The organism is Vibrio sp. LaRot3 (assembly GCF_027587025.1).
In the GTDB taxonomy this organism is placed as follows: domain Bacteria; phylum Pseudomonadota; class Gammaproteobacteria; order Enterobacterales; family Vibrionaceae; genus Vibrio.
In genome coordinates this window covers 307,977-333,379 of sequence record NZ_JAPPTI010000002.1, presented here as the reverse complement: position 1 = coordinate 333,379, position 25,403 = coordinate 307,977, and the positions used below count along the sequence as shown (strand labels likewise).

Genomic DNA, 25,403 nt, shown 5'->3' with positions numbered 1-25,403 from the left:
AATGGTTTGCAATCAATGAAAGCGATAATTGGGAGCTTAATCCACAACAATGATTGGCTTGTCGAATAGTGAAGACGTGTTTGAACTTGTTGCGTAGCGAGGTGCTTGAACTTTAAAGGGGCGCCAAAGGGACGAAAGGGCCGCTTCGGTTTAAGGGGCTAACCACTGCAGTTGCCATTATTGTTATATAGGTTGGCTGGCTTATGTTGGTTCAATTAAACAGCTTATTGATAAATAGTGCTTCCTCATCAGTAATACTGACACTGTTATAGTCATCAAGCTGAGTATTGATTTCGCCGCGTAAAACCATGAGCTGCTGTGGCGAAAGCTTATTTATCTGCGCCCTTAATAATTCGAAATGTTTAGGATTACGCATCCTGTGCTGACCTGTTTGGTCACTAATTGGTAGTTTCATAATTTATCCCCCGAGATACTCAGAATAAAACAAGCTGGTTGTTTTTTGTCCGGGTTATGTCAGGTGACATTTATAAAACCGTAAATAGACAACGGGTGAAGCGTATTAAGGCTTCACCCGTTTAAACGAAGTTACGGTTATGAGTGTGCTGCTAACCCTATTTGGTTACTCGCACGGCAAACTTGCTCGCAAGTGAATGGAACTCTGGCAGCATTCGATAGATCAAATAAAGCTGTTGCAGCACCATGCGTGCAGAGCTGTCATCTTCGTCGCGCCATTCTGACAGGCGTTTTTCAAGCGCAGGATCGTCAATGTCGCTGGTATCACATTGATCACATTGTTGGTTGAGTTGAGCAAAAAGAACATCCAAATGACGGTGAATGACCCGGTGCGCGTCCAGTACCAGTTGGTGAATATCTTCATCCGCAATACGCGTACGGTGCGCTCCGAGCGCTGACACATAACTAAGTAGGGCATGGTTTAACGTCAATAAGCGGAAGCTTTCATCCACCGCGGCATGGTAGCGCCCAGGTTCAACTAGCATAGAGCTAATTGCTGACGCAAGGTTAGCATCTTGGTTGTGTGCAGAACGACGAGTAATACGATAGGTCAGGTTGTCCTTTTTACCGATTCGATATTGTCCAATGATTTGACCAAGATAGTCACGATTGGCACCAATCGCATCGGCCATCACCTTGTGCAAACGACGTGATTGCCAGTCCGGTAAAATAAACATGACCGCGCCTACCGCGAGGGCACAACCAATCAGTGTGTCGGCTAAGCGAGGCAATACCACAGCATAACCTTCGCCTAGCTGGTTAAAACAGAACAGCACTAATAAGGTAATAAAGCCTGTCGCGTAGCCATAATTCGCTAATCGGAAAGCGAAGAAGGCGACGCCGGAGATGACGATGAAGACCAACTGGCTTTCTTGCGATGGGAACATAGTAAGCAAAGGTACGCCAATGAGTAAGCCAGCCAATGTACCCACAACGCGAGCAACCAGCTTTTGTCGGGTTGCGCTGTAGTTTGGTTGGCAAACAAATAGTGTGGTCAGTAATATCCAGTAACCGCGTTCAATATCAAACGCTTGAATAATGCCATAGCCGAGTGTTAGAGCGATTGACATGCGCAGTGCATGTCGAAACAGCATCGAATCTTTGTTTAAGTTGGCACTGATGCGTTGCCACATCGTCTTGATGGTGTGGGCTTCAGTATCGTCTAGAACCCCTTCTTCTAATCGGTTTGCATCAGGGTTGTTAACGTTACTTAGCTGTTTATCTACCGTCGCCAAGTTATTAAATAAGTAACCGAGTTGGCTAAGTAGCGAACGCCAGTGTGGGTTTTGCTGTTGTTGCAAATAAGCGAGCGAGTTTTGTAGCTCATCAAGCGCTAAGACTGAATCAGTCCCGTATTGGTATTCTTTGCCGAGGCGGAGCGCTGTGGCTATCTCGCGAGATGCTTGGGCTTGCATCTGCAAAACGTGTTTGAAGCGAAACAGAATGTCAGAGCGATCAAAATGCCCAGCGAGTTCTTGGTAACGATAGTGGCTAGAGCTCACACGTTCATGAATGTCTTGTGCCAAAAAGTAGATATTTAAAAAACGGTCGCTGGCACCATCAATATGGCCACGTTTGGAGCGGTTCAACAAAGTTGATTTACACATATTAAGTGCGCTTACTGTCGCGGCATTTAACGTCGCTTCTTTGATTCGGTGAGGCTGCGGAGTGAGGTTAGATATCGGATGAAACAGCTCGCTTTTGGCATCCAAATAGTTGGCCAGTTGAAGAAAGACATGTGCCAAGCTTTGTTGCACAGGTTGCATTGGCCACAGAGCATGCCAAATCATCGACATGAAGTAATACCATGCGGCACCAGTCATCAGCATTAATGGCTGAAACCAAACATTCGTACTTTCGTGTGCGCCTAACATGGCGTAGATAGCGATCAGCAGCGAACCAAAAGCAATGCTCGCGTAACGCGGGCCAATGGCGCCCAACATGATAAAACCGAATGTTGAAACAAATAGGCCAAGGGCAAACATTGGCGGATGATCAAACAAAAACTCGATAGAGAAAGAGGCGATACCAAAACAAATGAAGGTCAGCGTTAGCGCTTTAAGCCTGCCAGTAAAGCTATCGTCACTTTCGGCAAGTGCAGCGGCAATAACACCAAGAATGAGGGGAATGATCAGAGAGTTGAGTTGGTAGTACCAAGCCGGTATCACCACACCAAGCAGCGTTACTAATATCAGTATGCTGTAATTAAAGGTCTTATTGGCCCAATAGAGGCGTAATTGACTTACAAATTGCACGAGACTTCAACTTTTGGTTTATAAGAGTATTAATGCTAGCACTTTAGCAGAGTGCTCATGTTAAACTGCTGATGCAGATAAAGAAACTCGTTTATTTGCTCAACTTTCGAACATTCGTATTGTTGACATTAAATTTTCAAATAAAATTCTTATTACGTTATGATGGCTAAATCAGTACCCAAAGGCTTATTAGAATGCAGCTAAACGCAAACAAGACTGCAAAGTTTTTTATTCAAAACGAATATCACCAAGTCTCTATTGAAGAGCATCACCTTGTTTTAAGTTCCGAAGCCAGTGAAGAACGTATTCCATTTAATGTATGGGATGGTCGCGTAGAGGTAAAGCGAGGGCTATTTTGGGGAGCTCTTCAATTCTATGCTCATAATACTGATGGCATTCAACAAGCTTGGCTAGTTCAGGGACTTCCATGGGAAAAGTGTCGCAAGTTCGCACGTCAAGCAATCACACAGTATCAGCAATGGCACAGCCATCAATGCAAGCAGCTTAATCAATACCTGCCAAAGTGGGAAGAGAGTGTTGATGCTTTTACTCGCTCTCAATCTTTTGTTACCCATAGCCAAGTCGAACATTGGTTGACTGAAATCAACCAAGATTTTGCCAATATGGCGATGACACTCGAAGACGCAGAGCTTCGAATGCCAAGCCGTATGGAAAAGTTATTGCCTTGGATAGAGCAACCCGACATGACTCTGGCAGAGCGAAACCAGCAATGGATGGAGAATGAGTTAGAAAACTGGAAAGTGCTCTTTTCGCAAATTGAATCTTCGCCGCTAAACTTAAGCCAGCAAAAAGCGGTGTTGCTCAATGATAACAATAACCTCGTATTAGCGGGAGCAGGCTCAGGCAAAACCAGCGTGTTGACCGCGCGCGTTGCCTATCTGCTAGAAGGGCACTTAGCTCCGGCTGAGCAGATACTGATGCTGGCGTTTGGCCGCGAAGCTGCAAAAGAAATGCAGCAGCGTCTTTCAGCCAAAGTTGGGCCAAGTACCAATGGCGTTACAGTCAATACCTTCCATCAGCTTGGTTTGCACATCTTGCGCCAAGTGGAACAAGAGCCAGTCGTGATCTCACCAATTGCTTTGGATGACAAGCTGCGTCATGCGTGGTGTATTGACTGGTTGAAAAAGCATTGGATGACTCCAACTAACTTCAAGCGTTGGCAAAAGCATTTATCCCAGTGGCCAATTGCTTACTTAGCCGGTGATGACGAACTGGGGAGCCAAGTTGAAAACCCTAAACTGATTGCATGGCTTGATACTCAATTGCAGCAATTAGCGGCGATGGGTTGCACTAAGAAACAACTGCAAGAGAAATTGGTAGAGAGCAGTGATTACACTCGTTTCAATAGTGAACTTGCTTTGGTGTGGCCTTGCTATCAAGCGTGGCAACAAATGCTGAAAGAGCAGGGTGAGATTGATTTTAACATCATGATCAGTCGTGCGACGCAGTATGTACAGAAGGGTAAGTTTAACTCGCCTTGGAAGTACATCATGATTGATGAATACCAAGATATTTCGCCCCAACGTTTGGCATTGGTTGAAGCATTATGTAAGCAAAAAGAGCAACAAGATTGTGTGCTGTTTGCTGTAGGTGATGATTGGCAGTCCATTTATCAGTTTGCGGGGGCCGATGTTGATCTGACGACAGGCTTTGCAGAGCGTTTCCCGAACTCAACACTGCATTATTTGGATACGACGTATCGCTTTAATAATCAACTTGGCAACGTAGCAAATCAATTCGTTCAGCAAAACCCACGTCAAATTGAAAAGCAACTTAATAGCCATAAAGAGCAAAAAGCCAAAGCGGTGGTGCTAACTGCGATAGGTAATGTTGAGAAAATCTTGGATCAACTGGATCGTAACAGCAAAAAAGCACAATCAGTGTTGTTGCTTGGTCGTAACCATTACCATAAACCAGAGCTTTATGCGGAATGGAAGAAGCAATTCAACAACCTGGATATTGAGTTTATGACTTGTCACGCCAGTAAGGGTAAAGAAGCCGATTATGTGATTGTTTTGAATGTCGACGAAGGGCAGTTCCCAGCGCGAGTCAAAACGCCGCACATTGATAGCGCTTTAACCCGTTCAGATGACGATTTCCCTTACGCAGAAGAGCGCCGCTTATTTTACGTTGCATTGACTCGGGCGAAAAAGAAAGTTTGGGTGACTTATACCGGAGGTGGCTCAAGCTTTATTAAGGAGTTACTACAAGGGGACTATCCCGTCGTAGAAGCGAAATAGCGAGTACAGAAGTTACTGTAGAAGTGTTACCGATAAAAAACCGAAGCATTGTGCTTCGGTTTTTTTGATTCAGGATATTGGTTTAATTTATTGCTAGCAGGTCAGGTTCTTTCTGCCAAATACGCTTCGTAATCTGGTATTTCAATATCTACTTCTTGTTCAATCAAATCAGAAGTGAACAAGAACTTGGCGGTAGCTCGGTTAGTTGCCACAGGAATGTTCCATACACTGGCGATGCGCAATAATGCTTTTACATCTGGGTCATGTGGCACCGCGTTGAGCGGGTCCCAAAAGAAGACTAATACGTCGATCTTACCTTCTGAAATCAGCGCACCTAATTGCTGATCGCCACCCATCGGGCCACTGATCATAGATTTGATAGCTAAACCAGTTTCCTTGCTAAGCATTGTGCCTGTTGTGCCTGTCGCATAAAGGAAGTGACGTTGTAGTTTTTCTTTGTTTTCCTTTACCCAGCGAAGTAGTTCTGGCTTGCAGTTGTCGTGAGCAACAAGGGCTACGTGTTTATGGGCTGGCATAGTGCGCGTGGTTTTTTGCATTAATACGTCCTAGTTTGTATAGAAAGTTGGGCGATACTCTGAAGGAGAAAGCGAGTCTGCCACAACGGTAGGGTTAAGGTTATTGGGTGTCAAAGCTTCAATAATCGGTGCTTCGATCTTTTTAAAAGGAGTTTCGTTAAGATAGGCAATGGCTTGTCTCATGGATAGACGGCCTTGCAGTACCATTTTATCTGTTGGAGCAAACTCAACGCGTTTGCGTAGTAATCCACGATATACACCATGACTGAGATAGGTAGACACTAAACCAATTTGGTCGGATTTATTGGCAGCGCGAAGCTCACTGATTGCCGCTTCAATCGCCACGGCACTACCAACAATATAATCGACGTCGTAGTTGTCGATGGTTTGCTGGACTAAATTACGCTGAAGCTCTTTGTCGTTGTCAGCCCAGAAGGTATCAAGAATATTGATATCACTTTCTTTCAGCGCTGCGATTAGACCCACCATGACAGGTTTGGTACCGCCGCTTGATTTTGGCCCTGGCAAAATGACGATGTTCGTTTTGCCCGAACCTTTAGGGTGTTTATCTTTCAGGTACTTGCCTGTGTAGTATCCCATCCAGTACCAATCAACACCGACTTCACCTTTCAGTACTTGGTGGTTCGTGTTATCGACCAATAGTTTGTTCACGGTGGCAAAAACGGGTGTGTTGCCAACATATTGCTTGAGTGAGCTGAAATATAGCTCTGGCGCGACCGTACCAAGTATGATGGCATCTGCGCCCCAGCGGGTGCACAGAGACAACTGTTGCTGTTGTTTATCGTGATGCGGGTAGCCACCAGCTTCAAGAACGCGTAAATCGACGCCCAGCTTGCGAGCTTCGTCAACCATGCCATAGTTAACAGAAAGCCAGTATGAGTCTTTCAAGTGCGGATAGATCGCGCATACTTTATGCGGCTCTTTGGCGAAAAGACTCGTCGAGCAGGTCAGTCCGGCGAAAAGCAGGATAAAAGTGCGCAATGTTTTGCGGGCAATAGGTAATGGCATGCGGTTTTCGTTGGATAAAATAGTGTAAACATTGCAGAATATAGCGCATATTCTGAGAGTTAAGAAGTGATGAATTTGAATGTTACTCGCTAAAGCCAGTATTGGTCGCAAGCTGTTATTTGCCTTTCTCGCGATGGCCTTGTTGGTATTATTGTCATCGGTGATCGGTGTATTTGGCTTTTCCTCTGTAGCGAAAACAGAGCGTAACGTCGTGAACTCAGCCATCCCTTCGATGATTGAAGCTCGCCAAGTCGCGGAGCTCAGCTCTCGCATCATCGCTTCGGTACAGACGCTTTCTAATGCGAAGAATGAAGCGCAACGCAAAGAATCGGGCCAAGTACTTTTCTCGCAGCTCGAAGCCTTACTTACTCACATTAAGCAGTTAGGGTCAGATTCATTTGACTCGCAACTGCTTTCTACGCTTGAGAATGATGTACAGAAAGTCATAGACACACTTAGCCAACTGGGTGTCGTGGTGGAAAAGAAATTATTCCTAGAGCAAGATCTTGCTGTTCGCACCAAGGAGATGCGTACATTAGCGCAAGAGCTTGAACAGCTCACCCGAACTCAAGTTTCCAATACCAGTACTATCGCAGTTGCAAACGTCACTCACATTTATGATTTGTTAGCAAAAAAGCAAACGGGTAAAGCGTACCAAGCATTGGACGCCTTGGTTGAAGTTGACCTTGATTTGGCTGAACGTCTGCATGAGCTTCACTTGATGGCGTTTCAAATGCTCAATCATATTGAAGAGGTGAGAACCATCTCTGACCTTGAGCGCTTGTACACGATTCGTGACCAGTTCAAAGACAACCTATCTATAATGCAGCGCAGGGTTAAAGCGGTAGAAGACCCAACTCGTTCAGTCCAAATGTCGGATTTGCTGCATAAGCTTGAGAAGCGTGAAGTGGTATTTGACGTATTGTTACAGCGTCACGATAACGACCGTCTTTCACAACAGCTTATGCAAGATACATTGACCCAGTTTTCTACTTTGAACGCCACGGTAAATAAATTGGTCGATGACTCTAACTTAACCACAACAGAAGCGGTTGAAGAGCTCAAAACAACCCTTGATTATGCTCAGCTTTCACTGACCATCATCACTGTATTGGGTATGGTGATCGTAGTCGTGATCGTTTGGAAAGTGGTTTATGTCTCGGTATTAAAGCGCCTAGCAGAGTATTCATCAGCGCTACTTTCGATAGCGCAAGGTCAGCTTAAAGTCGATATCACCGTTAAAGGTAACGATGAGTTGGCACATATGGGGCAAGCAATCATTACCGCGCGAAACACAGCGCAGGCGCTTAAAGTCGTTGCGGAGAGCGAGATTAAGGCCAAACGCGAGTTAGAAGAACATAAAGGTCAATTAGAACAATTGATCACAGAGCGCACCTATCAGTTGCAACAAGCGAATACGCGATTGAATCAAGAAGTAATAAATCACAATAAAGCGCGCCAAGAAGCGGAGCAGGCGAGCCGAGCGAAGTCGGCATTCCTAGCCACCATGAGCCATGAAATTCGTACCCCGATGAATGGCGTGCTGGGCACAGCGCGTCTACTAAAAGATGAAGGCTTGAATAATCAGCAGTCTTACTACGTGGACATTATTAATCGCAGCGGCAAAAACCTCATGGCAATCTTAAATGACGTACTTGATTACTCAAAAATTGAAGCAGGACACCTTGAGATCCGTCCGGTCGATTTCAATCTACATCATATGGTTGAAGACATTCATCAGCTGTTAATGGGTAGAGCGCAAGAGAAGCAGTTGGACTTGAGCTGTGTGATTGAAAGTGATGTCGCACCGTTTTGGTATGGTGATGTCACACGTATCAGCCAAGTCATGACCAATTTAGTGGGCAATGCGATTAAATTTACTGACCAAGGTCATGTCGATATTTACGTATCACTCGATGAAGATGAAAAGCATGTGCTATTTGAAGTATCAGACAGCGGCATTGGTATTTCAGACAAAGAAATCGAGACTCTCTTTGATGCCTTTACTCAAGCATCTGGCGGCTTAGGCAGTAAAGGGGGCACAGGGTTGGGCCTCGCTATTAGCCAGCGGATTGTTGAAGCCATGGGTGGCAAGCTTGAAGTAGAAAGCCAAATGGGACAAGGCAGCCGTTTCTGGTTCTCAATCCCTCTCGCGGAAGGTAAAGAGGTGACCAAGAAAGAACTCGCTTCTGAATGTATTACTTCAGCTAAAGTACTATTGGTCGAAGATAATCCAGTAAACCAAGTAGTGGCAGAAGGGTTCTTGCAAAAACTTGGCCATCAGGTGGTGATTGCTGAAGATGGCGCGCAAGCAAAAGCCTTGTTTGCAGAGCAGATATTCGATATCGCGTTGCTAGATATCAATTTACCAGATTGCGATGGGATGGAGTTACTGGGTGAGTTGCGTCATCTAGAGCAAACGAAGCAACAAAGTATTATTCCTTTTATTGCCGTTTCTGCCCATGTCTATAATGAAGAAGTAGAGAGCTACCTTGCGGCAGGTTTTGATGGTTACTTACCGAAGCCACTCGATAAAGACGCGCTTTGTCGATTGATTCAAAGCCACTTAGACGGAAAAACGTTAACGACAAACTTAGCACTTAGTGAACCAAAACCGGAAAAAGAGATGACAGTGCAATTACTTAATGAGCGCATTATTCAAGATGATTTAGCCGTGCTTGGTAAAGCGAAGATGGAACAAATTATCACGCTATTTGTTGATGGTAGTGATGAAATGCTTCAAGAATTATCACAGGCAGAAGAGCGTGATAATGCAATACAAATAAAACAGATTGCCCATAAGTTGAAAGGCTCATCAGGCAGTTTGGGATTATTAGCCTTACATGACATTTGCCTGCAAATTGAAAAAGATCCAGCACCACTTGAAGCGTATCAACAAAGAAAAGACGCATTAGTCGATCTGGTTCAGCAATCGAAACTGGCTCTGTTATCTGCGGTCAGTTGATCGACGCTATATATAGTGTAAACAAAATAGAGCCAGCGAATTGCTGGCTCTATTACTATGTGGTTATTGAAGCTCTATGCTTACACGATCGCATCTTCTAGGATTTGGCGAGATTGCTCCAAGCTAATCGCTTGTTTTTCACCTAATGCAACCATGCCATGCTTTTTAAGTTGGTTGATAACGGCATCGATAGCACTTTGCTTATCATTTTCATAACCGTTGAATGTCGTATCAACGCCAAGGCTATGATAGAACGCTTCGATCTGTTCAATGGTTTTCAGCGCTAAGTCATCACTTGCAGGTAAATCAAACACGTTTCGCCCCAATTGTTCTAATTTCGCTTTTTTGCTCTCGAGCTGATTGCGAAGAAGATGAGGTTGAACGATCGCAAGTGAGCGTGCGTGGTCTACATGCCATAGTGCAGTTAGCTCATGGCCAATCATATGGGTTGCCCAGTCATGAGGAACACCTGAACCGATCAAACCATTGAGCGCTTGGTTTGCTGTCCACATTAGGTTTGCACGCCATTGATCGTTATCGCGCTCTGCGAACTCACTACCTAAGTGTTTTAGATTGCGAAGTAACGCTTCAGCGTAACCATCTTGAACCATAGCGCCATGGTCAAAGGTTAAGTATTGTTCACAAACGTGTACCCATGCATCCACTAAGCCGTTGAGTAACTGACGCTCTGGCAGAGTTTTCATTACATCAGGGTCCATCACCGCGAATACTGGCTGAACGTGCGCAGACATGAACGGAAGTTTGTCTTGAGTTTCTGCTTTGGTAATAACTGCGCCTGAGTTTGATTCTGAACCTGTTGCAGGAAGGGTTAAAATCGCACCAAGTGGAGTGGCACTCGTCACGGCATGTTTACCCACCATAATATCCCAGCCGTCGCCATCATATTTTGCGGCAGCGGCAACATACTTACTGCCATCAATCACTGAACCACCGCCAACAGCCAGGATAAAGTCGATGTTGTGCTCTTTGACCATCGCAACGGCTTTATCCAAAGTTTCTTTGGTTGGGTTTGGCTCTACACCTGAAAACTCAAGCCATTGATGTCCTTCAAGTGCTTTGGTTACTTGCTCATAAACACCATTTTTCTTAATTGAGCCACCACCGTAGATCACTAATACTTTCGAACTGTTTTCAATGGCGGTTGAAATTGCGCTGATTTGACCTTGGCCAAAATAGATGTGAGTAGGGTTAGAGTAGGAGAACTGCATGGACATTACCTCGTAGAGTGTAATTTCGAACTCGATGCAAGCGGTAATCTGCTGGTTTTAGGCAAACTAGCGTTCAATCATAGAGTCGCGTTATTGTTAGTGTTATTTGATTTATCGACATTCAAGCTTCTACGACGTTGAGTGGTAGATTGATCAACGACGATTGAGTGGCCTAAACATAAAGTTAAGATAGGGACTGAGGGGCACGAATACAAGTGCCATGTCAAAACTAAATAGGGAAAAAATAGTTTACAAAATTGCTGTTTTTAATTGAGTTATTTTTGTCCATACTGAACGTCCCCTATAGGAGATCTAGTCAATCTTCTTCGACACCCTCTAACAATGTTAGAGGGTGTTTTGTTTAGAACTGATAACTCTCCGGTATGACAACAATACCGTTTTCAGAGATATGGAATCGCTTGGCATCTTCGACTCGATTAAGCCCAATTTGCGTTCTAGGTGGGATACGAACATGTTTGTCGACGATACAGTTGATCAGTTGGCATCCTTCGCCCACCTGAACGTCATCAAATAAAATACTATCGACCACGGTCGCGGCATCATTAATACGCACGTTGGCTGACACTACCGAATGTTGAACAGATCCTCCCGAATTGATAACCCCATTGGCAATAATTGAGTTGATAAATATGCCTTCGTTTCCCGTTTCTGATGACACAGTTCGAGCTGGTGGGTATTGGCGCTCATAAGTACGAATCGCCCAGTCTTTTTGATATAAGTTCATGGGCGGAATCGGCTTTAATAGATCCATATTTGCTTCATAAAATGAATCAATAGTACCGACATCGCGCCAATAACAGTCAACGGCGACACGACCTAAATCATTGCAAAATTGGTGGGCGTAAACTTGCTGAGAATCGATAAGTTTGGGGATGATGTCTTTGCCAAAATCATGGCTTGAGGCATCGAGTGTTGCATCTGTTTCTAGTGCTTCGCGTAACACTTCGACATCAAATACATAGATTCCCATCGAAACCATGCTGCGGTTCGAGTGGCTGTTGAGTGTGGGTGGGTTGTCGGGCTTTTCAATAAATTCAGTAACCACGCCGCTCTCAGTTGTATTGATCACGCCAAATTGTTTGGCATCTTCTTTGTTCACTTCCATGCTGGCAATGGTCAGCTTAGCGTTATTACGTTTGTGCTCTTCAATCATGGCCGCATAGTCCATGCGATAGATGTGATCGCCAGAGAGCACCACGACATATTTCGCTTCGCTACGGTCGAGCAACCACAAGTTGTGATAAATCGCATCCGCTGTACCTTCATACCATTTACCACCCCCGCGCATTTGGGGAGGGACAACTGAAACAAACTCACCAAGCTCGGGATTAAAAATAGACCAGCCATCGCGTAAGTGTTTTTGTAATGAGTGGGATTTATATTGCGTAAGAACCAAAATACGACGTAAGCCTGAGTGCAAACAGTTGGTTAACGTGAAGTCGATGATGCGATATTTACCTCCAAAAGGAACGGCAGGTTTCGCTCGGTCATCGGTAAGGGGGCTCAATCTTGAGCCTACGCCTCCGGCGAGTACAACGGTCAGCACATCTTGCATGGTATCTCCCTATATTTCGGAATGTTCTACCAGAGTAGTACAAGAAATAGACCACATTGGAAGTGACTGGTTTTTATAAACATTTGGAGTAGGGAATAGCAACCATTGTCGCAATCTTGTGCAACGCTAGTGCGTGTTGCACCAAAATGAGGTGGAGGATTAGTTCCAGTTTTGTGCAAAATTAGGCCTAATTTAAAAGAAACGCTGTTCTTTATAATTTTGTTTTGATATATTGGAACGGCATACCAAATAAATAGGGTTTAAAAATGAAGAAATTAGCATTAGTTGTTTTAGGTCTATCATTTTCTTTTTCAGCGATGGCTAACGTTGATGTAGTTATTGAGAAGAAACGTGTGTTCTGTCATTCTCAAAGTGCAATGAACGCATTCATGAAGCGTAAAGACCGCACTAATTTGGTAAACCTACCTGACGGTTGTAAGGTAACTGATCGCAAACGTCGTGGTGAATTGGTTAAAAAATTCCCGAAACTTGGCTACGTTGAAGTTGAGTTGAAAACAGGCAACAACGTTTACGTTGACCGTCAAGCGATTCGCATTGATAACTAATCGAAGCGTTTGATGAATAAAAAAAGCACCTCATTTGAGGTGCTTTTTAGTTTCTATTAATCAGTGTTTATTTCTGTGAACGTTGCTTTAGGAAAGCATAGCTAAGGCCCGTAACAGCAGTACCTGCGGCAATTGCTACCAAGTACATGAATACTGGTGTAATCGCGTTTGGAATCAATAATACGAACAAACCGCCATGTGGGGCCATCAGCTTCGCGCCGACAAGCATTGAAAGTGCACCAGTCAATGCACCGCCGACCATACAGGCAGGAATCACGCGCATTGGATCTTTCGCTGCAAATGGAATCGCACCTTCAGAGATAAAGCAAAGGCCTAGAACGAAAGAAGCTTTACCTGCTTCTTGCTCACCTTTCTCGAACTTATCTTTAGCAAGGAAAGTCGCCAAGCCCATGCCCAACGCTGGTACCATACCTGCCGCCATGATTGCTGCCATTGGCGCGTAAGTTTGTGAAGCAAGTAGGCCTACACCAAATGTATAAGCGGCTTTGTTGATTGGGCCACCTAAGTCGAAGCACATCATTGCACCAAGAACGACACCCAGCAGTACCGCGTTGGCAGATCCCATGTTGTTTAGGAACTCGGTCATCGATGCCATGATGCCTGCAACTGGGCCGCCAACGATGTAAATCATCACAAGACCAGTAAACAAGCTCGCAATAAACGGGATAATTAAAATCGGTTTCAGTGCTTCCATCGATTGTGGTAATTGCACTTTATCAGCGATGAGTTTCGCGCTGTAACCGGCGATAAAGCCAGCCGCGATACCACCTAAGAACCCTGCACCTGTCGAACTGGCTAACATACCACCAATGAGACCCGGCGCTAGACCAGGGCGATCAGCGATAGAGAAAGCGATAAAGCCCGCAAGCACAGGAATCATTAACGCAAACGCGGAACCACCACCGATTGTCATTAGTGCAGAAGCTAATGTGCCTTCTTGTTCAAACGCTTTGATACCAAATACGAAAGAGAGCGCGATGATCAAACCACCTGCCACCACAACTGGCAGCATATGTGAAACACCGGTCATTAAGTGTTTATAAACGCCTTTCTTCTCTTCAGACGCAGGTTGAGATTCGGATGTGCTAGCATTGAACACACTCGCGTGTTCAAACGCTTGAGTGATCTCTTGCTGAGTCTTCTTAAGCGCAAGACCCGTGCTGGTTTTGTATAGGCGCTTACCATTAAAACGCTCCAACGGTACTTCAATATCAGCAGCGATGATCACAAGATCGGCTTGTGCAATATCCTGAGCGCTTAACTGGTTTTTAGCACCTACAGAGCCGCGTGTTTCCACTTTGATCTGGTGGCCCATAGCGGTCGCGTGCTCTTCTAGCGCTTCTGCCGCCATAAATGTATGCGCAACACCGGTAGGGCAAGCGGTAATTGCAACAATGCGTTTTGCGCTTGCCAGTGAGCTGCCAGCGGCAATTGCTGTAGGTGAACTACTTTGCTTCAGTAGTGTTGCTTTAACACGTGACGTTTTAATTACGTTATCGGCATTAGCGAGAACTTGGGGAATATCAACGCGGTAAACTTGTTTACCTACAAAGCGCGCATCATCAATTTCTGTACTGGCAGCAATGATCACCACATCAGATTGCTCGATTTGCTCAGCCGTAAGCGGCGAATGAGGGATAACACTTGACTGCGCTTCTACAAAAGCAGTGTGTCCGTTTTTAATGGCGGATTTTTCCAGTAACCCGGCGGCGATAGTGCTGTTAGCAACGCCACTTGGACAAGCGGTAATAATCGCGATTTTCATAATGACGACCTTTTATTATTCGTTAAACGACGAAATTGGATTGATATGTACTTGTTGTTGTAATGATTCAACTTGCTCAACACTTTCCACGCCGACACCAATTTGGCTGACGGCTAGGGCAGAAAGAGCGGTAGCAAAGCTGATGAGTTGTTGTTTAGGCATCTGTTTCATGTGTCCGTAGCAAAGACCTGCGACTAGCGTATCGCCTGCGCCTACGGTGCTAACTACGGACATTTTTGGTGGTTGAGCGTGTAGCCATTCGTCCTGATTGAGCCAAAGCACACCCTCTGCGCCCATAGAGACCACAATGTTCTCTATGCCTACGGCGACTAAAGATTCAGCGGCGGTTTGGCATGCAAGTTGAGAATCGAGCGGTTGATTGACTAGCTCTGCCAGTTCTTCATCATTGGGTTTAATTAGCCAAGGTTTTGCGTTGATGCCGGCTTTAAGCGCTGCACGGCTAGAGTCAAATAGCACTTTTTTACCTTGCTGCTGTAAACGAGATACCCACGATGCCGCTAGCTCAGGTGTAATGCCGTTTGGCAAGCTACCAGCAAATACGAAGTAGTCGTGTTGCTCGCACAAAGCATCAAGTGTCGATTCAAACTGCTCTATATCTGATTGATTAACGGTAACGCCAGGGAAGTTGATGTCGTTTACTACGCCACTTTTTTCTACTAATTTAACGTTAATGCGCGTCGAGCCAGCCACTCGAACAAATTGATCATCTGCGCCCATTTCGGCAAAGAGCTGGCAGAACATTTCTTGGTTATCTTGGCCTAGAAAACCCGTTACAGTGACTTCTGCACCTAAATCAGACAGCACTTTTGCGACGTTTACGCCTTTGCCCGCAGCATGCAGATCGCTTTGCTCGACGAGGCTTACGCTACCAAGGTTTAGTTGATCTAGGTGACCTGTCAAATCCAGCGCAGGGTTTAATGTAATGGTGACAACTTTGTTGGTCATAGCGATTTCCTTACCCTTCACCTAGGCCAGATTGGATGGCTTGACCAATGGCTTCTAGTGCGACTTGTGCATCATGTCCATCAGCAGAGAACTCGAGCTTGTGGCCATGTTTCACGCCAAGCGCGATGACTTTCATGAGGCTTTTGGCATTGACCGGTTGGCTTTCAGTATCAAGGTTTCTTACTGAGATGGACGCATCAAATTTCTTAGCGCAAGCCACTAACATTGCGCCCGGTCTTGCATGTAAACCATGTGCGTTTTTGATGGTGAAGGTTTGGCTATTGCTGCTCTCTGTTAGTTGGCTCTCTTCGGGGGTTGAGTAGCCAAACAACGCCAGTAGTTGCTCGATATTAAGAGTGTTTAATTTGCGAATATCACCATTACCGAGCATTTCTGTAATGGTTTTTAGCTGAGAGTGATGAGCACCATTGCAAGCAGCAAAGCCAATTAATGTACGTACCTCTTGTTGTTTGTAGCGGCATTGGTTTGCTGTCGTCACAAATGACATACCACTTTGTGAAACGCCTTTGCTTGACGATGCTAGCCAGACGCCTTCGCCTATGTGGGTAGGGGATTGCGATACAAAATCGGCGACTAACTCACTATTTGCACAGCCACTGTTTTTTAACAGCCCGGCCGCTACCGCAGTCATTTGCACCATATCGCTAGCAGGAAAGTCTAGTTGAACAAGTGAGGCATCGAAGTTGATGCTTAGTTGTGTGTTCCCTTCGAGCAGAGAGATTATCTCTTGCTCGGTTTTTGCGTTTTTTAGCGCTTGTTCAACACCATCCGCAGAAAGCACTTTGGTCAGTTGCTTCAGTATGCCTAAGTGCTCGTCGCTTTTCGCTGCAATGCCAATCGCAAGATAAACTCGATTGCCATCTCCCCAATCAATGCCATTAGGAAAATGCGCAATGGCAACGCCAGTATTTTTCACAAGGTGACGAGTGTCTGTAGTGCCATGTGGAATTGCAATACCATTACCAAGAAAGGTGGAGTTTTGCGCTTCGCGGTTTTTCATGCCTTGTACGTATTCTGATTCAACGAATCCGCGTTGAGTAAGCTGCTGAGCAAGATAGTCAATGGCAGATAACTTATCGGTATGCGTTTGAGCAAGCGAAATGTCTGTCGTGGTTAATGTAAGCATATTAGCCTCGAATATTATGATTATATATTTAGCTGAATCGGTTCAGCTAAAGTTTAAAAAAATTCAGCAAACCGTAACAGAGGTCTAAAATAGACAAAACTGTGATGTTGCTGATGTTTGCTGAATCCTTTCAGCTTTAATGCTGAATCGGTTCAGTCTATAATGCAAACATTCCAATGATCATAGTTCATAAACTTTGATCGAATGCACAGAAAGCACGAGCAGATATGACACTAGATGAAATAGCAAAACTGGCCGGAGTGTCCAAAACGACGGCGAGTTATGTAATCAATGGTAAGGCGCAAAAATATCGCATTAGCGAAAAGACACAGAAAAAAGTGATGGCAGTGGTCGAGCAGTATAACTATCGACCAGATTTAGCTGCGAGCTCTTTGCGTGTTGGGTCGAGCCGATCGTTTGGTTTGGTGATTCCCGATTTAGAAAACACCAGTTACGCGCGTTTGGCAAAGTTGCTTGAGCAGAATTCTCGTAAAGCGGGCTACCAGATTCTTATTGCTTGCTCTGATGACGACCCAGACACTGAGCAAGCGGTCGTATCGGCATTGGTTAGCCGGAAAATAGATGCATTGTTTGTGGCAAGTTGCCTTACTGATGCCAACGAGTTCTATTTTACTTTGCAACAGAAAGGAACACCTGTGGTCGCGATCGACCGAGCCTTAGACGATGAGTTGTTTTGTTGTGTCATAAGTGAAGATTTTGGCGGTGCTTATGAGCTTGCGGATTCAGTTATAAGTGACAATGTCACCAAGGTGGGACTGATTGGCGCATTGCCTGAACTTAACGTTTCTAAAGAGCGTGAACTGGGCGTTAAGTCCGTAGCGACAGAAAAAAAGATTGAGATGATATCCACGTACGGTGAACACTTTAACCGCGAAGAAGGTCGCCGCCTGTTTCAGCAGTGGGTAAGCGAAGATGATTTACCTCAGGCTATCATCACCACATCTTACACCTTGCTTGAAGGGGTGTTGGATGTCTTATTAGAGCAACCTCAACTGATGGCAAAAGTGAAATTAGCGACCTTTGGTGATAACCGACTGCTGGACTTTTTGCCCATCAAGATTAATTCAATGCAGCAACAATTTGAGCTGATCGCAGATAGTGCATTGGCGTTAGCATTGAATGGCGCGGCTAAGCGTTATGAAGCCGGCATAGAGTTAGTGCCGCGTAAGATTGTTGTTCGATAGTCCGCTCCTTGGTTATTGATGCGGACAAAAAAACAGCGCTGGTAGATTAACTATCAGCGCTGTTTTGGTTTTTGAGCTTAACTCATATTAGTGTTTAAACATTTGCACTTGTTTATGCAGTCGCTTGGCGATGCCGCGTAAATCTTCAGACAATGCGCGAGAGCTATCCGCTTGATCAGATAAACGGTTAGAGACGTCATTAGCTTGCTGAATGTTCATGCTGACTTCTTCGGTTACAGTGCGTTGCTCACTGGCTGCGTTTGAAATTTGCGATGCCATGTCAGAAATTTGCTGAATTGAAACCGCGATCTGCTCCAATGCTGCTGTGGCGTCATTGGCATCTTCCACACTTGAAGCCGCTAATTGTTGGCTTTGTTGCATTGATTCTACGGCTTCAACGCTGTTTTTCTGCAAGCTTTCGATCATTTGGCGAATTTCTTCTGTAGAGCTATGTGTGCGCTGGGATAGAACTCGAACTTCATCGGCAACCACAGCAAAGCCACGGCCTTGTTCTCCAGCTCGCGCCGCTTCAATAGCTGCATTGAGTGCCAGTAAGTTGGTTTGCTCTGCAATATCGCTAATGGTCGAAAGGATGGTGTTAATATCAAGTGCGTTGCGCTCGAGCTCTCCAATCACCTTGGCCGCATTTTCAACTTGAATTGCGAGGTTAGTGATAGACTCTTGGTTACGAACGATCACTTGCTTGCCATTGTTACAATGGTCAGTCGATGCAATTGCAGAATCAGCGGTCGTTTTTGCATTGTTGGCAACTTCTTCAGCCGTTGCTGACATTTCATGTACCGCTGTTGCAATTTGCGATACTTCATTGAGCTGAACTTGCAGTTCATCGCTGATTTTACGAGCTACTTTGGTGCTAACCTTTGATTGCTCGTCAAGGCTATGGGATGAATTGGAAATATCACCGACCATCTCTTGTAGCTTCGCAATGAAGGCATTCACGTGAGTTGCCAAAATGCCAATCTCATCTTGAGACTTAACTTCGATACGCTTGGTTAGGTCACCGTTACCCGCCGACAAATCTTCGATGGAACTTGATAATGTGCCCAGTGGCGCTAACGCTTTTTTGATAATGAACAATGAGATCAAGGCAATCATCACCACTTGCAACACACTCATAATCGCAGAGTCTTTGACTAGCTGACGATGGGCTTGAAATGCGTGTTCTTTGTCAATCACGAGCGCTAAATACCAATCTGTATTGGGCACACTGCGCGTAGTAAGCAGGGAGGCGACACCAGAAATCGAGGTTTCTTCCAGCTCGACCTTATTCGATAAACGTTCAATCAGAGCCATATTTAGGTCGCCTGAAATCACGCTGAGATCTTTGAGAGTGAGTGAGGCATCCTTATGAGCAACGATCTTACCCTGACTGTTTACTAAGAAAGAGACAACACCCTGCTCATCGAGGCTAACCACATCAGACACCAGATCATCAATGACGACATCAGCCCCCAGAACGCCAGTTTGCAGTTGTGTACTGAATGGTTGCGCGATGGTGACGACTAGTTTTCCTGTACCTGCATCGAAGTAGGGTGTGGTAATCGTTACATTGTCACTACGTTCTGCTTGCTGATACCAACTGCGAGTACGTGGATCAAAGCCCTCTGGAACGGGGAGATCAACCCCTTGTACAAATCGGCCATCGGAAAGCCCAGCATATACAATTTGAAATTCACCAGCAGTCGAGCTTTGTGCAAGGTAAGACTGCGGATTACTGCTATAGGTAAAAGAATTTGATGCCGCTTGTAGAATAGCCACTTTTGAGTCAATCCATTTATCCATTGCAGCAATATGGCCGTCAACTAACGTCGTACCATATTGAGTAATTGAACGCTTGGTTTCACTCAGCATCTGGCGACCTGTGATGAAAGTTTGCGCCGCTGTCATGACAAGGATCGCCAAGACAAAAGCCAAAGTAAGTTTGTTTTTTATTGATAACGCTGACATATACAACTTTTCCCCTATGTCTGTTTGAGCGCGCGGAGAATAGCAGTGGTTCAGTATTTTGACTCGTTACATTTTGCAATTGTTAGATCTAGATTCATGTTTTTTTTTACTTTATAAAATAAAACAGTTCTGGATATAACTTATACGAATTAGTAGGGGGATAAACTGCCAAAAAAGTAATTGGCAGTATATATAACTATCGGTCTTAGTACTGAAAACGTACTGACATTGAAATTTGTGGGCCGTATAAACCGTAGTTACGAGTTTCTGCTGATAGTGAAAGCTGATCAGTGGAATGGAAACGCAGACCTGCATGGAAAACAGAATGTTCATCAAGGCGACCAACACGCGTTGTCGCTTCAATTTGATCGGCTAGCCATACGCGCAAACCAATATTTATTTCTGCCGCATTTTGGCGATCGCGGTTCATTTCGTCAGGGAATGTCGAGCTGTGAAACAAAGCTTGGCCAAAAACGTCTGCAAATTGATTGATAGGGCCGTTAAAGCCAACACCTGCAGCTAAGTCGACATCGCCGGAAAATTGGCTGTCTGCACGGGCAACAAAATGGACGTTCTCCATCAGTAAACTACTAAATTCGACGCCTGAAAAGGTAGGGTCAATTGCTGTGCGGAACTCTAAGTAGTTGTAATTAAAGTTATTACCAAACGCTTGAGGTGCTATTGCAAGGGTACTCAATGCGCCTGCTAGGATTCGCTTTTTCAAAATGGATCTCCGGCCAACATCTATAACTAAAATGACCTGCAATAAGCAGGCCACGTTAGTTTACTGATAAACCCGCGAGATTTACAGTACTTGAAGGTTGTCTACGTCGATTTCAGGGGTAGAGCCGCCCTCGTATTCGCCATATAGACGTAAGCGCGTTGTCGCATTAATTGCTTGGTTGAGGCGAATATCATCGTCAAGCTCAACACGGATTTCAGCGTTACCATCACTAAACACGTAAGCTTCTTGGTTGATTTGCTTAACAAGGAAGCCTTCAACAACCACGTCTTTTTTAGTAAACATGCCAGTATCTTGCAAAAGTGTTGCTACTGATGTGATGTCTACTGGGCCTTGGTACTGAATTGATTGTTGTTGGTTGCTGTGACCATTCGCCATCGCAATCGTCGGTGCTAGAGTGAGTGCAGTTGCAAGCATCAATTTTTTCATAATGATTCCTTTATCATTGTTCTGTTTTGATGTTGCTATTAAACAACAGTGGTTGTGAACCCTTGCTGAGCGAACCGTTCATATTTGGTTCATTATCAACATTATTATCAGGGGCGTGCATGGCGTTAGATACCTAAACACGCTATCATCGCTTGAATATCAAGGATTCTCATAAAGTTAGTCAAAATTATGCAACCCGCATTCAAAGCATTAATGGTACAAGGCACTACTTCAGACGCAGGAAAGAGCGTTCTAGTGGCTGGATTATGTCGTGTGTTAGCCCGCAAAGGTGTCTCTGTAGCGCCGTTTAAGCCGCAAAATATGGCTCTCAACAGCTCGGTCACTCGCGATGGTGGTGAAATAGGCCGAGCGCAAGCGGTACAAGCTGCTGCGTGTAATATTGAGCCTTCAGTACATATGAATCCAGTATTGCTAAAACCTAACTCTGATACGGGTGCACAAGTGATCTTGCAAGGTCGTGCGGTAACGAACATGGAAGCCACCAGCTATCACGATTACAAACTGGTTGCCATGAATACGGTAATGGATTCGTTTGCCAAGCTACAAAATGATTATGAATCGGTCATGATTGAAGGAGCGGGTAGCCCAGCGGAAATTAATCTACGTAAAAACGATATTGCTAACATGGGTTTTGCCGAAAAAGCCGATGTTCCAGTCATCATAGTGGCAGATATCGACCGCGGTGGGGTATTTGCCCATCTATATGGCACATTAGCTTTGTTGTCTGAATCGGAGCAAAACCGTGTAGCAGGCTTTGTCATAAACCGTTTTAGAGGTGACATTGCGTTGCTGCAATCGGGCTTAGATTGGTTAGAAGAAAAAACGGGTAAGCCAGTTATCGGTGTATTGCCGTACTTACATGGCTTTGATCTAGAAGCGGAAGACGCTATCAACAGCGAACAGACACAACAAGGCGAAGCGAAACTTGTAGTGGCAGTGCTTGTCTTTACGCGAATTAGCAACCACACCGATTTTGATGCTCTGCGCCAAAACCCTGATATTGATTTGCGTTATGTGGGCAAAGGTGAGTCGTTACAAGGTGCAGACGTGATTATTTTGCCGGGATCAAAATCGGTACGCGCTGATCTTGAATACTTGCGCAGTCAAGGTTGGGATAGAGACATTGCCCGTCATCTTCGTTTCGGTGGTAAATTGATGGGAATCTGTGGCGGTTATCAAATGTTGGGTAAACTCATAGATGACCCACTTGGCGTTGAAGGTCAGCCGGGTAGTAGTGAGGGCTTAGGTTACCTCGACATCACAACTCAGCTCACTGAACATAAAGCGCTGAATAATGTTCAAGGTACATTAAACCTTAACGGTCAAACAAGCCAAGTAAAAGGGTATGAGATCCATGTTGGCGTGAGTGACGTCAATCATAAACAACCGATTGAACTAGACACCGGCGCTCTTGATGGTGCTGTTAGTGAATGCGGGCAAATTTTCGGTACGTATTTACACGGCATTTTTGATACACCAGATGCACTTAGCTTGCTATGTGAATGGATGGGGCAACAAGGGATCGCGATAGTCGACCATCACGCAAACCAAGAGAAGGCGATCAATCGTATTGCTGATGCTATTGAACAACACTTGAATCTGGACCTGCTTTGGCCAGAATTAAAGCAAAACTCTGCGACAAAATAACCATTACGATAGAGTGCTAATAATGAAAATGACTCGCCTTATATGTGCGGCTGCTTGCTTGTTGATAGCCACACCACTTTACGCGCAGCAGACGATTCGTGTTTACGCTGCGTCTTCGTTAACCAATGTGGTTAATGATCTTATTGATCGTTATGAGGGTAGCGATGTTAGCGTGGTTCCGGTTTATGGTGGGTCATCTTCCTTAGCTCGCCAAATCGAGCGTGGCGCACCTGCTGATGTTTATTTGTCGGCCAATAATCGTTGGGTTGATCATCTTGTAAAGCAAGAGATCGCCCAACAGTCGGATGTTCAAATCATCGCGCGCAACCAACTCGTGCTAGCTAACAACAAAAACAATCCAGTTTCTATCGATGTGAGTAGTACCAACGATTGGCTCAACATTCTTAAAGATCAGCGCTTGGCCGTTGGGCAAACCAACGCAGTGCCAGCAGGTATTTATGCCAAGCAAGCTTTGCAAGCTTTAGGTGTTTGGCAAGCGGTCAGCTCGCACCTCGCACCGACCAACAACGTGCGTGTGGCACTCACTCTACTCGAACGACAAGAAGTTCCTCTCGCCATTGTTTACGCGACCGACGCAAAACAGTCAGATGGGGTTGAGGCAATACACACTTTTGCCGATCAAACTCATCAAGCTATTGAATACCCGCTGGTTACTATTAAGCACAGTGCGGCAACTGATGAGTTTGTTGCCTATCTTTTAAGTGAAGATGCTCAGCACGTTTTTGCTGAATATGGATTCAAATAAGGGCGGTTCATTGCTTTCTGAATACGAAATTCAAGCGTTATTACTAAGCTTAAAAGTCTCTTTCTATGCCATTGTGTGGTTGTTGCCGATTGGCGTAGCCCTTGCGTGGTTGCTAGCGAGGAAAAACTTTCCGGGTAAATCTTTGCTCGATAGCGTGATCCATTTGCCTTTGGTGCTTCCCCCTGTCGTGATCGGCTATTTACTGCTAATCATGATGGGAAGACAAGGCTTATTGGGCGCTTGGCTATATGACTATTTCGGGATTGTCTTTGCTTTTAATTGGAAGGGCGCAGTACTGGCATGCATTGTTGTTGCCTTACCCCTGATGGTTAGAGCGATTCGCTTAAGCTTGGAAAGCGTTGATCAAAAGCTGGAACAAGCCGCAGCTACGCTTGGCGCGTCACCGCTACGTATTTTCATCACTATTACCTTACCTTTGACGATTCCCGGCATCATTAGCGGTATTATGCTTGCGTTTGCCCGCAGTCTCGGTGAATTTGGGGCGACCATAAGCTTTGTTTCTAATATTCCGGGTGAAACACAGACGATTCCGCTCGCAATGTACAGCTTTATTGAAACGCCGGGCTCTGAGCTAGAAGCAGCAAGGCTTTGTATTATTTCCATTGTGATAGCGCTTAGCTCCCTGTTGGCATCTGAATGGATGGCTCGCCGAGTTACTCGTCGATTGGGAGCTCGCCAATGAGTCAGATTGAGATTCAATATCAGCAAACCCTTGGTGACAGTTCATTTAATATTGATGTTACGCTTCCTTCTAGTGGCATCACGGCTATTTTTGGCCGCTCTGGGGCGGGAAAAACCTCATTGATCAATGTGGTTGCCGGCCTAAGCACTCCCGAAAGTGGCATTGTGCGTGTCAATGACCATCTTCTGTATTGCTCTAATCAAGGCGTGAACTTACCCACGCGGCAACGGAAAGTCGGCTACGTCTTTCAAGAAGCGCGCTTGTTTCCCCACTATAAAGTACAAGGTAACTTGCTTTATGGTGTGGTGGAGAAAGATGAGCAATACTTTTCGCAAGTGATATCGTTACTTGCGCTAGAGCCACTGTTGCAACGCTACCCAGACGAGTTATCGGGCGGTGAGAAGCAACGAGTCGCGATTGGTCGTGCTTTGCTTTCCAAGCCGGATGTTTTATTAATGGATGAGCCTCTAGCGTCTCTTGATTTACCGCGAAAACGCGAAGTCTTACCGTTCTTAGAGCATCTAGCAAACACGGTGAATATTCCAATTTTGTACGTGACGCACAGTTTGAACGAGATCGTCAGGCTAGCCCAACACCTAGTCGTCATCGAGCAAGGGCAAGTCAAAGTCAGCGGTTCAATTGAAGATGTATGGGCATCTAACGCCATGCGACCGTGGCAATCATTTTCAGACCAAAGTTCTCTTTTTGAGGCGACTTTAGTTGATCAAATCGAAGAGTATGCACTGTCAGGATTAGAACTGGCTGAGAGCGTGATGCTATGGGTGCAAAAAGTAGAAGCACCAGTGAATAGTAAAGTTAGACTGCAAGTGCGTTCTAACGATGTTTCTCTAATCCTCGATAAGCCACAAAGAACGTCGATTCGTAACGTATTACACGCCACCATCGTTGATATTGAAACGTTTCACTTTGGTCAAAATAGACAAAGCGTATCGGTGAAACTTCAGTTAGCTAACCATTGTTACTTATGGGCGACGATCACCGCATGGGCGAGGGATGAACTTGAACTGCACGTTGGCATGAGTGTTTATGCGCAAATCAAAGGTGTGAGTGTCACGCAACGAGATATTGCGTTGTCCTATTAAAAGCGTTCAGTTGAAAACAAAAAATGCCG

Annotated in this window: 20 protein-coding genes; 8 read left to right on the top strand and 12 right to left on the bottom strand. The window is 45.1% G+C overall.

What is annotated here, in order from left to right:
* Positions 1-211: 211 nt before the first annotated feature.
* Both OH461_RS08215 and yccS read right to left on the bottom strand, forming a co-directional pair.
* Entirely contained in the window at positions 212-415 is a 204-nt protein-coding gene (locus OH461_RS08215; protein WP_270020150.1) for a hypothetical protein, read from the bottom strand.
* A gap of 157 nt (positions 416-572) precedes the next feature.
* On the bottom strand, positions 573-2,729 hold the full coding sequence (yccS, locus tag OH461_RS08210; RefSeq protein WP_270020149.1) for a YccS family putative transporter: 2,157 nt from the start codon (positions 2,727-2,729) through the stop codon (positions 573-575).
* A 194-nt stretch (positions 2,730-2,923) separates the two neighbouring features.
* On the opposite strand from yccS, the gene helD reads away from it, so the two are divergent.
* Positions 2,924-4,990 (top strand): DNA helicase IV, encoded by a 2,067-nt coding sequence (helD, locus tag OH461_RS08205; protein WP_270020148.1) that lies wholly within the window; start codon positions 2,924-2,926, stop codon positions 4,988-4,990.
* Between the two features lie 101 nt (positions 4,991-5,091).
* On the opposite strand, the gene OH461_RS08200 is transcribed toward helD, so the two are convergent.
* Together OH461_RS08200 and torT are read right to left on the bottom strand one after the other, a co-directional pair.
* On the bottom strand, positions 5,092-5,547 hold the full coding sequence (locus tag OH461_RS08200; RefSeq protein WP_270020147.1) for a methylglyoxal synthase: 456 nt from the start codon (positions 5,545-5,547) through the stop codon (positions 5,092-5,094).
* Between the two features lie 9 nt (positions 5,548-5,556).
* Positions 5,557-6,576, bottom strand: a complete 1,020-nt coding sequence (gene torT, locus OH461_RS08195; protein ID WP_443088450.1) for a TMAO reductase system periplasmic protein TorT — start codon at positions 6,574-6,576, stop codon at positions 5,557-5,559.
* A gap of 58 nt (positions 6,577-6,634) precedes the next feature.
* On the opposite strand from torT, the gene torS reads away from it, so the two are divergent.
* Positions 6,635-9,520, top strand: coding sequence for a TMAO reductase system sensor histidine kinase/response regulator TorS (gene torS, locus OH461_RS08190; protein ID WP_270020145.1), 2,886 nt, complete (start codon positions 6,635-6,637; stop codon positions 9,518-9,520).
* Between the two features lie 80 nt (positions 9,521-9,600).
* Here torS and OH461_RS08185 read toward each other — a convergent pair whose 3' ends face one another.
* Together OH461_RS08185 and glgC are read right to left on the bottom strand one after the other, a co-directional pair.
* Positions 9,601-10,749, bottom strand: a complete 1,149-nt coding sequence (locus tag OH461_RS08185; protein ID WP_270020144.1) for an iron-containing alcohol dehydrogenase — start codon at positions 10,747-10,749, stop codon at positions 9,601-9,603.
* Positions 10,750-11,110: 361 nt separating this feature from the next.
* Positions 11,111-12,325, bottom strand: a complete 1,215-nt coding sequence (gene glgC, locus OH461_RS08180) for a glucose-1-phosphate adenylyltransferase (RefSeq protein ID WP_270020143.1) — start codon at positions 12,323-12,325, stop codon at positions 11,111-11,113.
* Positions 12,326-12,591: 266 nt separating this feature from the next.
* On the opposite strand from glgC, the gene OH461_RS08175 reads away from it, so the two are divergent.
* A complete protein-coding gene (locus OH461_RS08175; RefSeq protein ID WP_270020142.1) occupies positions 12,592-12,891 on the top strand; it encodes a hypothetical protein in 300 nt (99 codons plus the stop codon).
* A 67-nt stretch (positions 12,892-12,958) separates the two neighbouring features.
* On the opposite strand, the gene fruA is transcribed toward OH461_RS08175, so the two are convergent.
* From fruA to fruB, 3 genes are read right to left on the bottom strand one after another with little or no spacing between them, the layout of a single operon-like run.
* Positions 12,959-14,677, bottom strand: coding sequence for a PTS fructose transporter subunit IIBC (gene fruA, locus OH461_RS08170; RefSeq protein ID WP_270020141.1), 1,719 nt, complete (start codon positions 14,675-14,677; stop codon positions 12,959-12,961).
* A 15-nt stretch (positions 14,678-14,692) separates the two neighbouring features.
* Positions 14,693-15,643, bottom strand: a complete 951-nt coding sequence (gene pfkB, locus OH461_RS08165; RefSeq protein WP_270020140.1) for a 1-phosphofructokinase — start codon at positions 15,641-15,643, stop codon at positions 14,693-14,695.
* 10 nt (positions 15,644-15,653) lie between these two features.
* Positions 15,654-16,790 carry a fused PTS fructose transporter subunit IIA/HPr protein gene (gene fruB / locus OH461_RS08160; protein WP_270020139.1) on the bottom strand — a complete coding sequence of 379 codons (1,137 nt, stop codon included), beginning with the start codon at positions 16,788-16,790 and terminating at the stop codon, positions 15,654-15,656.
* 227 nt (positions 16,791-17,017) lie between these two features.
* Between fruB and cra the strand changes: the two genes are divergently transcribed.
* Entirely contained in the window at positions 17,018-17,995 is a 978-nt protein-coding gene (cra, locus tag OH461_RS08155) for a catabolite repressor/activator (RefSeq protein WP_270020138.1), read from the top strand.
* Positions 17,996-18,082: 87 nt separating this feature from the next.
* Here the strand turns inward: cra and OH461_RS08150 are convergent, their stop codons facing one another.
* From OH461_RS08150 to OH461_RS08140, 3 genes are all read right to left on the bottom strand, one after another.
* Positions 18,083-19,963: a methyl-accepting chemotaxis protein gene (locus OH461_RS08150; RefSeq protein ID WP_270020137.1), complete on the bottom strand. Its 1,881-nt coding sequence runs from the start codon at positions 19,961-19,963 to the stop codon at positions 18,083-18,085.
* 205 nt (positions 19,964-20,168) lie between these two features.
* Positions 20,169-20,690, bottom strand: coding sequence for a hypothetical protein (locus tag OH461_RS08145; protein ID WP_443088449.1), 522 nt, complete (start codon positions 20,688-20,690; stop codon positions 20,169-20,171).
* Between the two features lie 78 nt (positions 20,691-20,768).
* The gene (locus OH461_RS08140; protein WP_270020136.1) at positions 20,769-21,134 is read right to left on the bottom strand and encodes a YgiW/YdeI family stress tolerance OB fold protein; all 366 of its coding nucleotides are present in this window, start codon (positions 21,132-21,134) and stop codon (positions 20,769-20,771) included.
* Between the two features lie 189 nt (positions 21,135-21,323).
* On the opposite strand from OH461_RS08140, the gene OH461_RS08135 reads away from it, so the two are divergent.
* The 4 genes from OH461_RS08135 to modC are packed head-to-tail and all read left to right on the top strand — an operon-like array spanning position 21,324 to position 25,374.
* Positions 21,324-22,802, top strand: a complete 1,479-nt coding sequence (locus OH461_RS08135; protein WP_270020135.1) for a cobyric acid synthase — start codon at positions 21,324-21,326, stop codon at positions 22,800-22,802.
* A 22-nt stretch (positions 22,803-22,824) separates the two neighbouring features.
* Positions 22,825-23,568 (top strand): molybdate ABC transporter substrate-binding protein, encoded by a 744-nt coding sequence (gene modA / locus OH461_RS08130; RefSeq protein WP_270020134.1) that lies wholly within the window; start codon positions 22,825-22,827, stop codon positions 23,566-23,568.
* Positions 23,555-24,271, top strand: a complete 717-nt coding sequence (gene modB / locus OH461_RS08125) for a molybdate ABC transporter permease subunit (RefSeq protein WP_270020133.1) — start codon at positions 23,555-23,557, stop codon at positions 24,269-24,271. Before modA ends, modB begins: the two co-directional genes overlap by 14 nt.
* Complete coding sequence (modC, locus tag OH461_RS08120; protein WP_270020132.1) at positions 24,268-25,374, top strand: molybdenum ABC transporter ATP-binding protein ModC; 1,107 nt, start codon at positions 24,268-24,270, stop codon at positions 25,372-25,374. The genes modB and modC overlap by 4 nt, the downstream gene beginning before the upstream one ends.
* Positions 25,375-25,403: the final 29 nt, after the last annotated feature.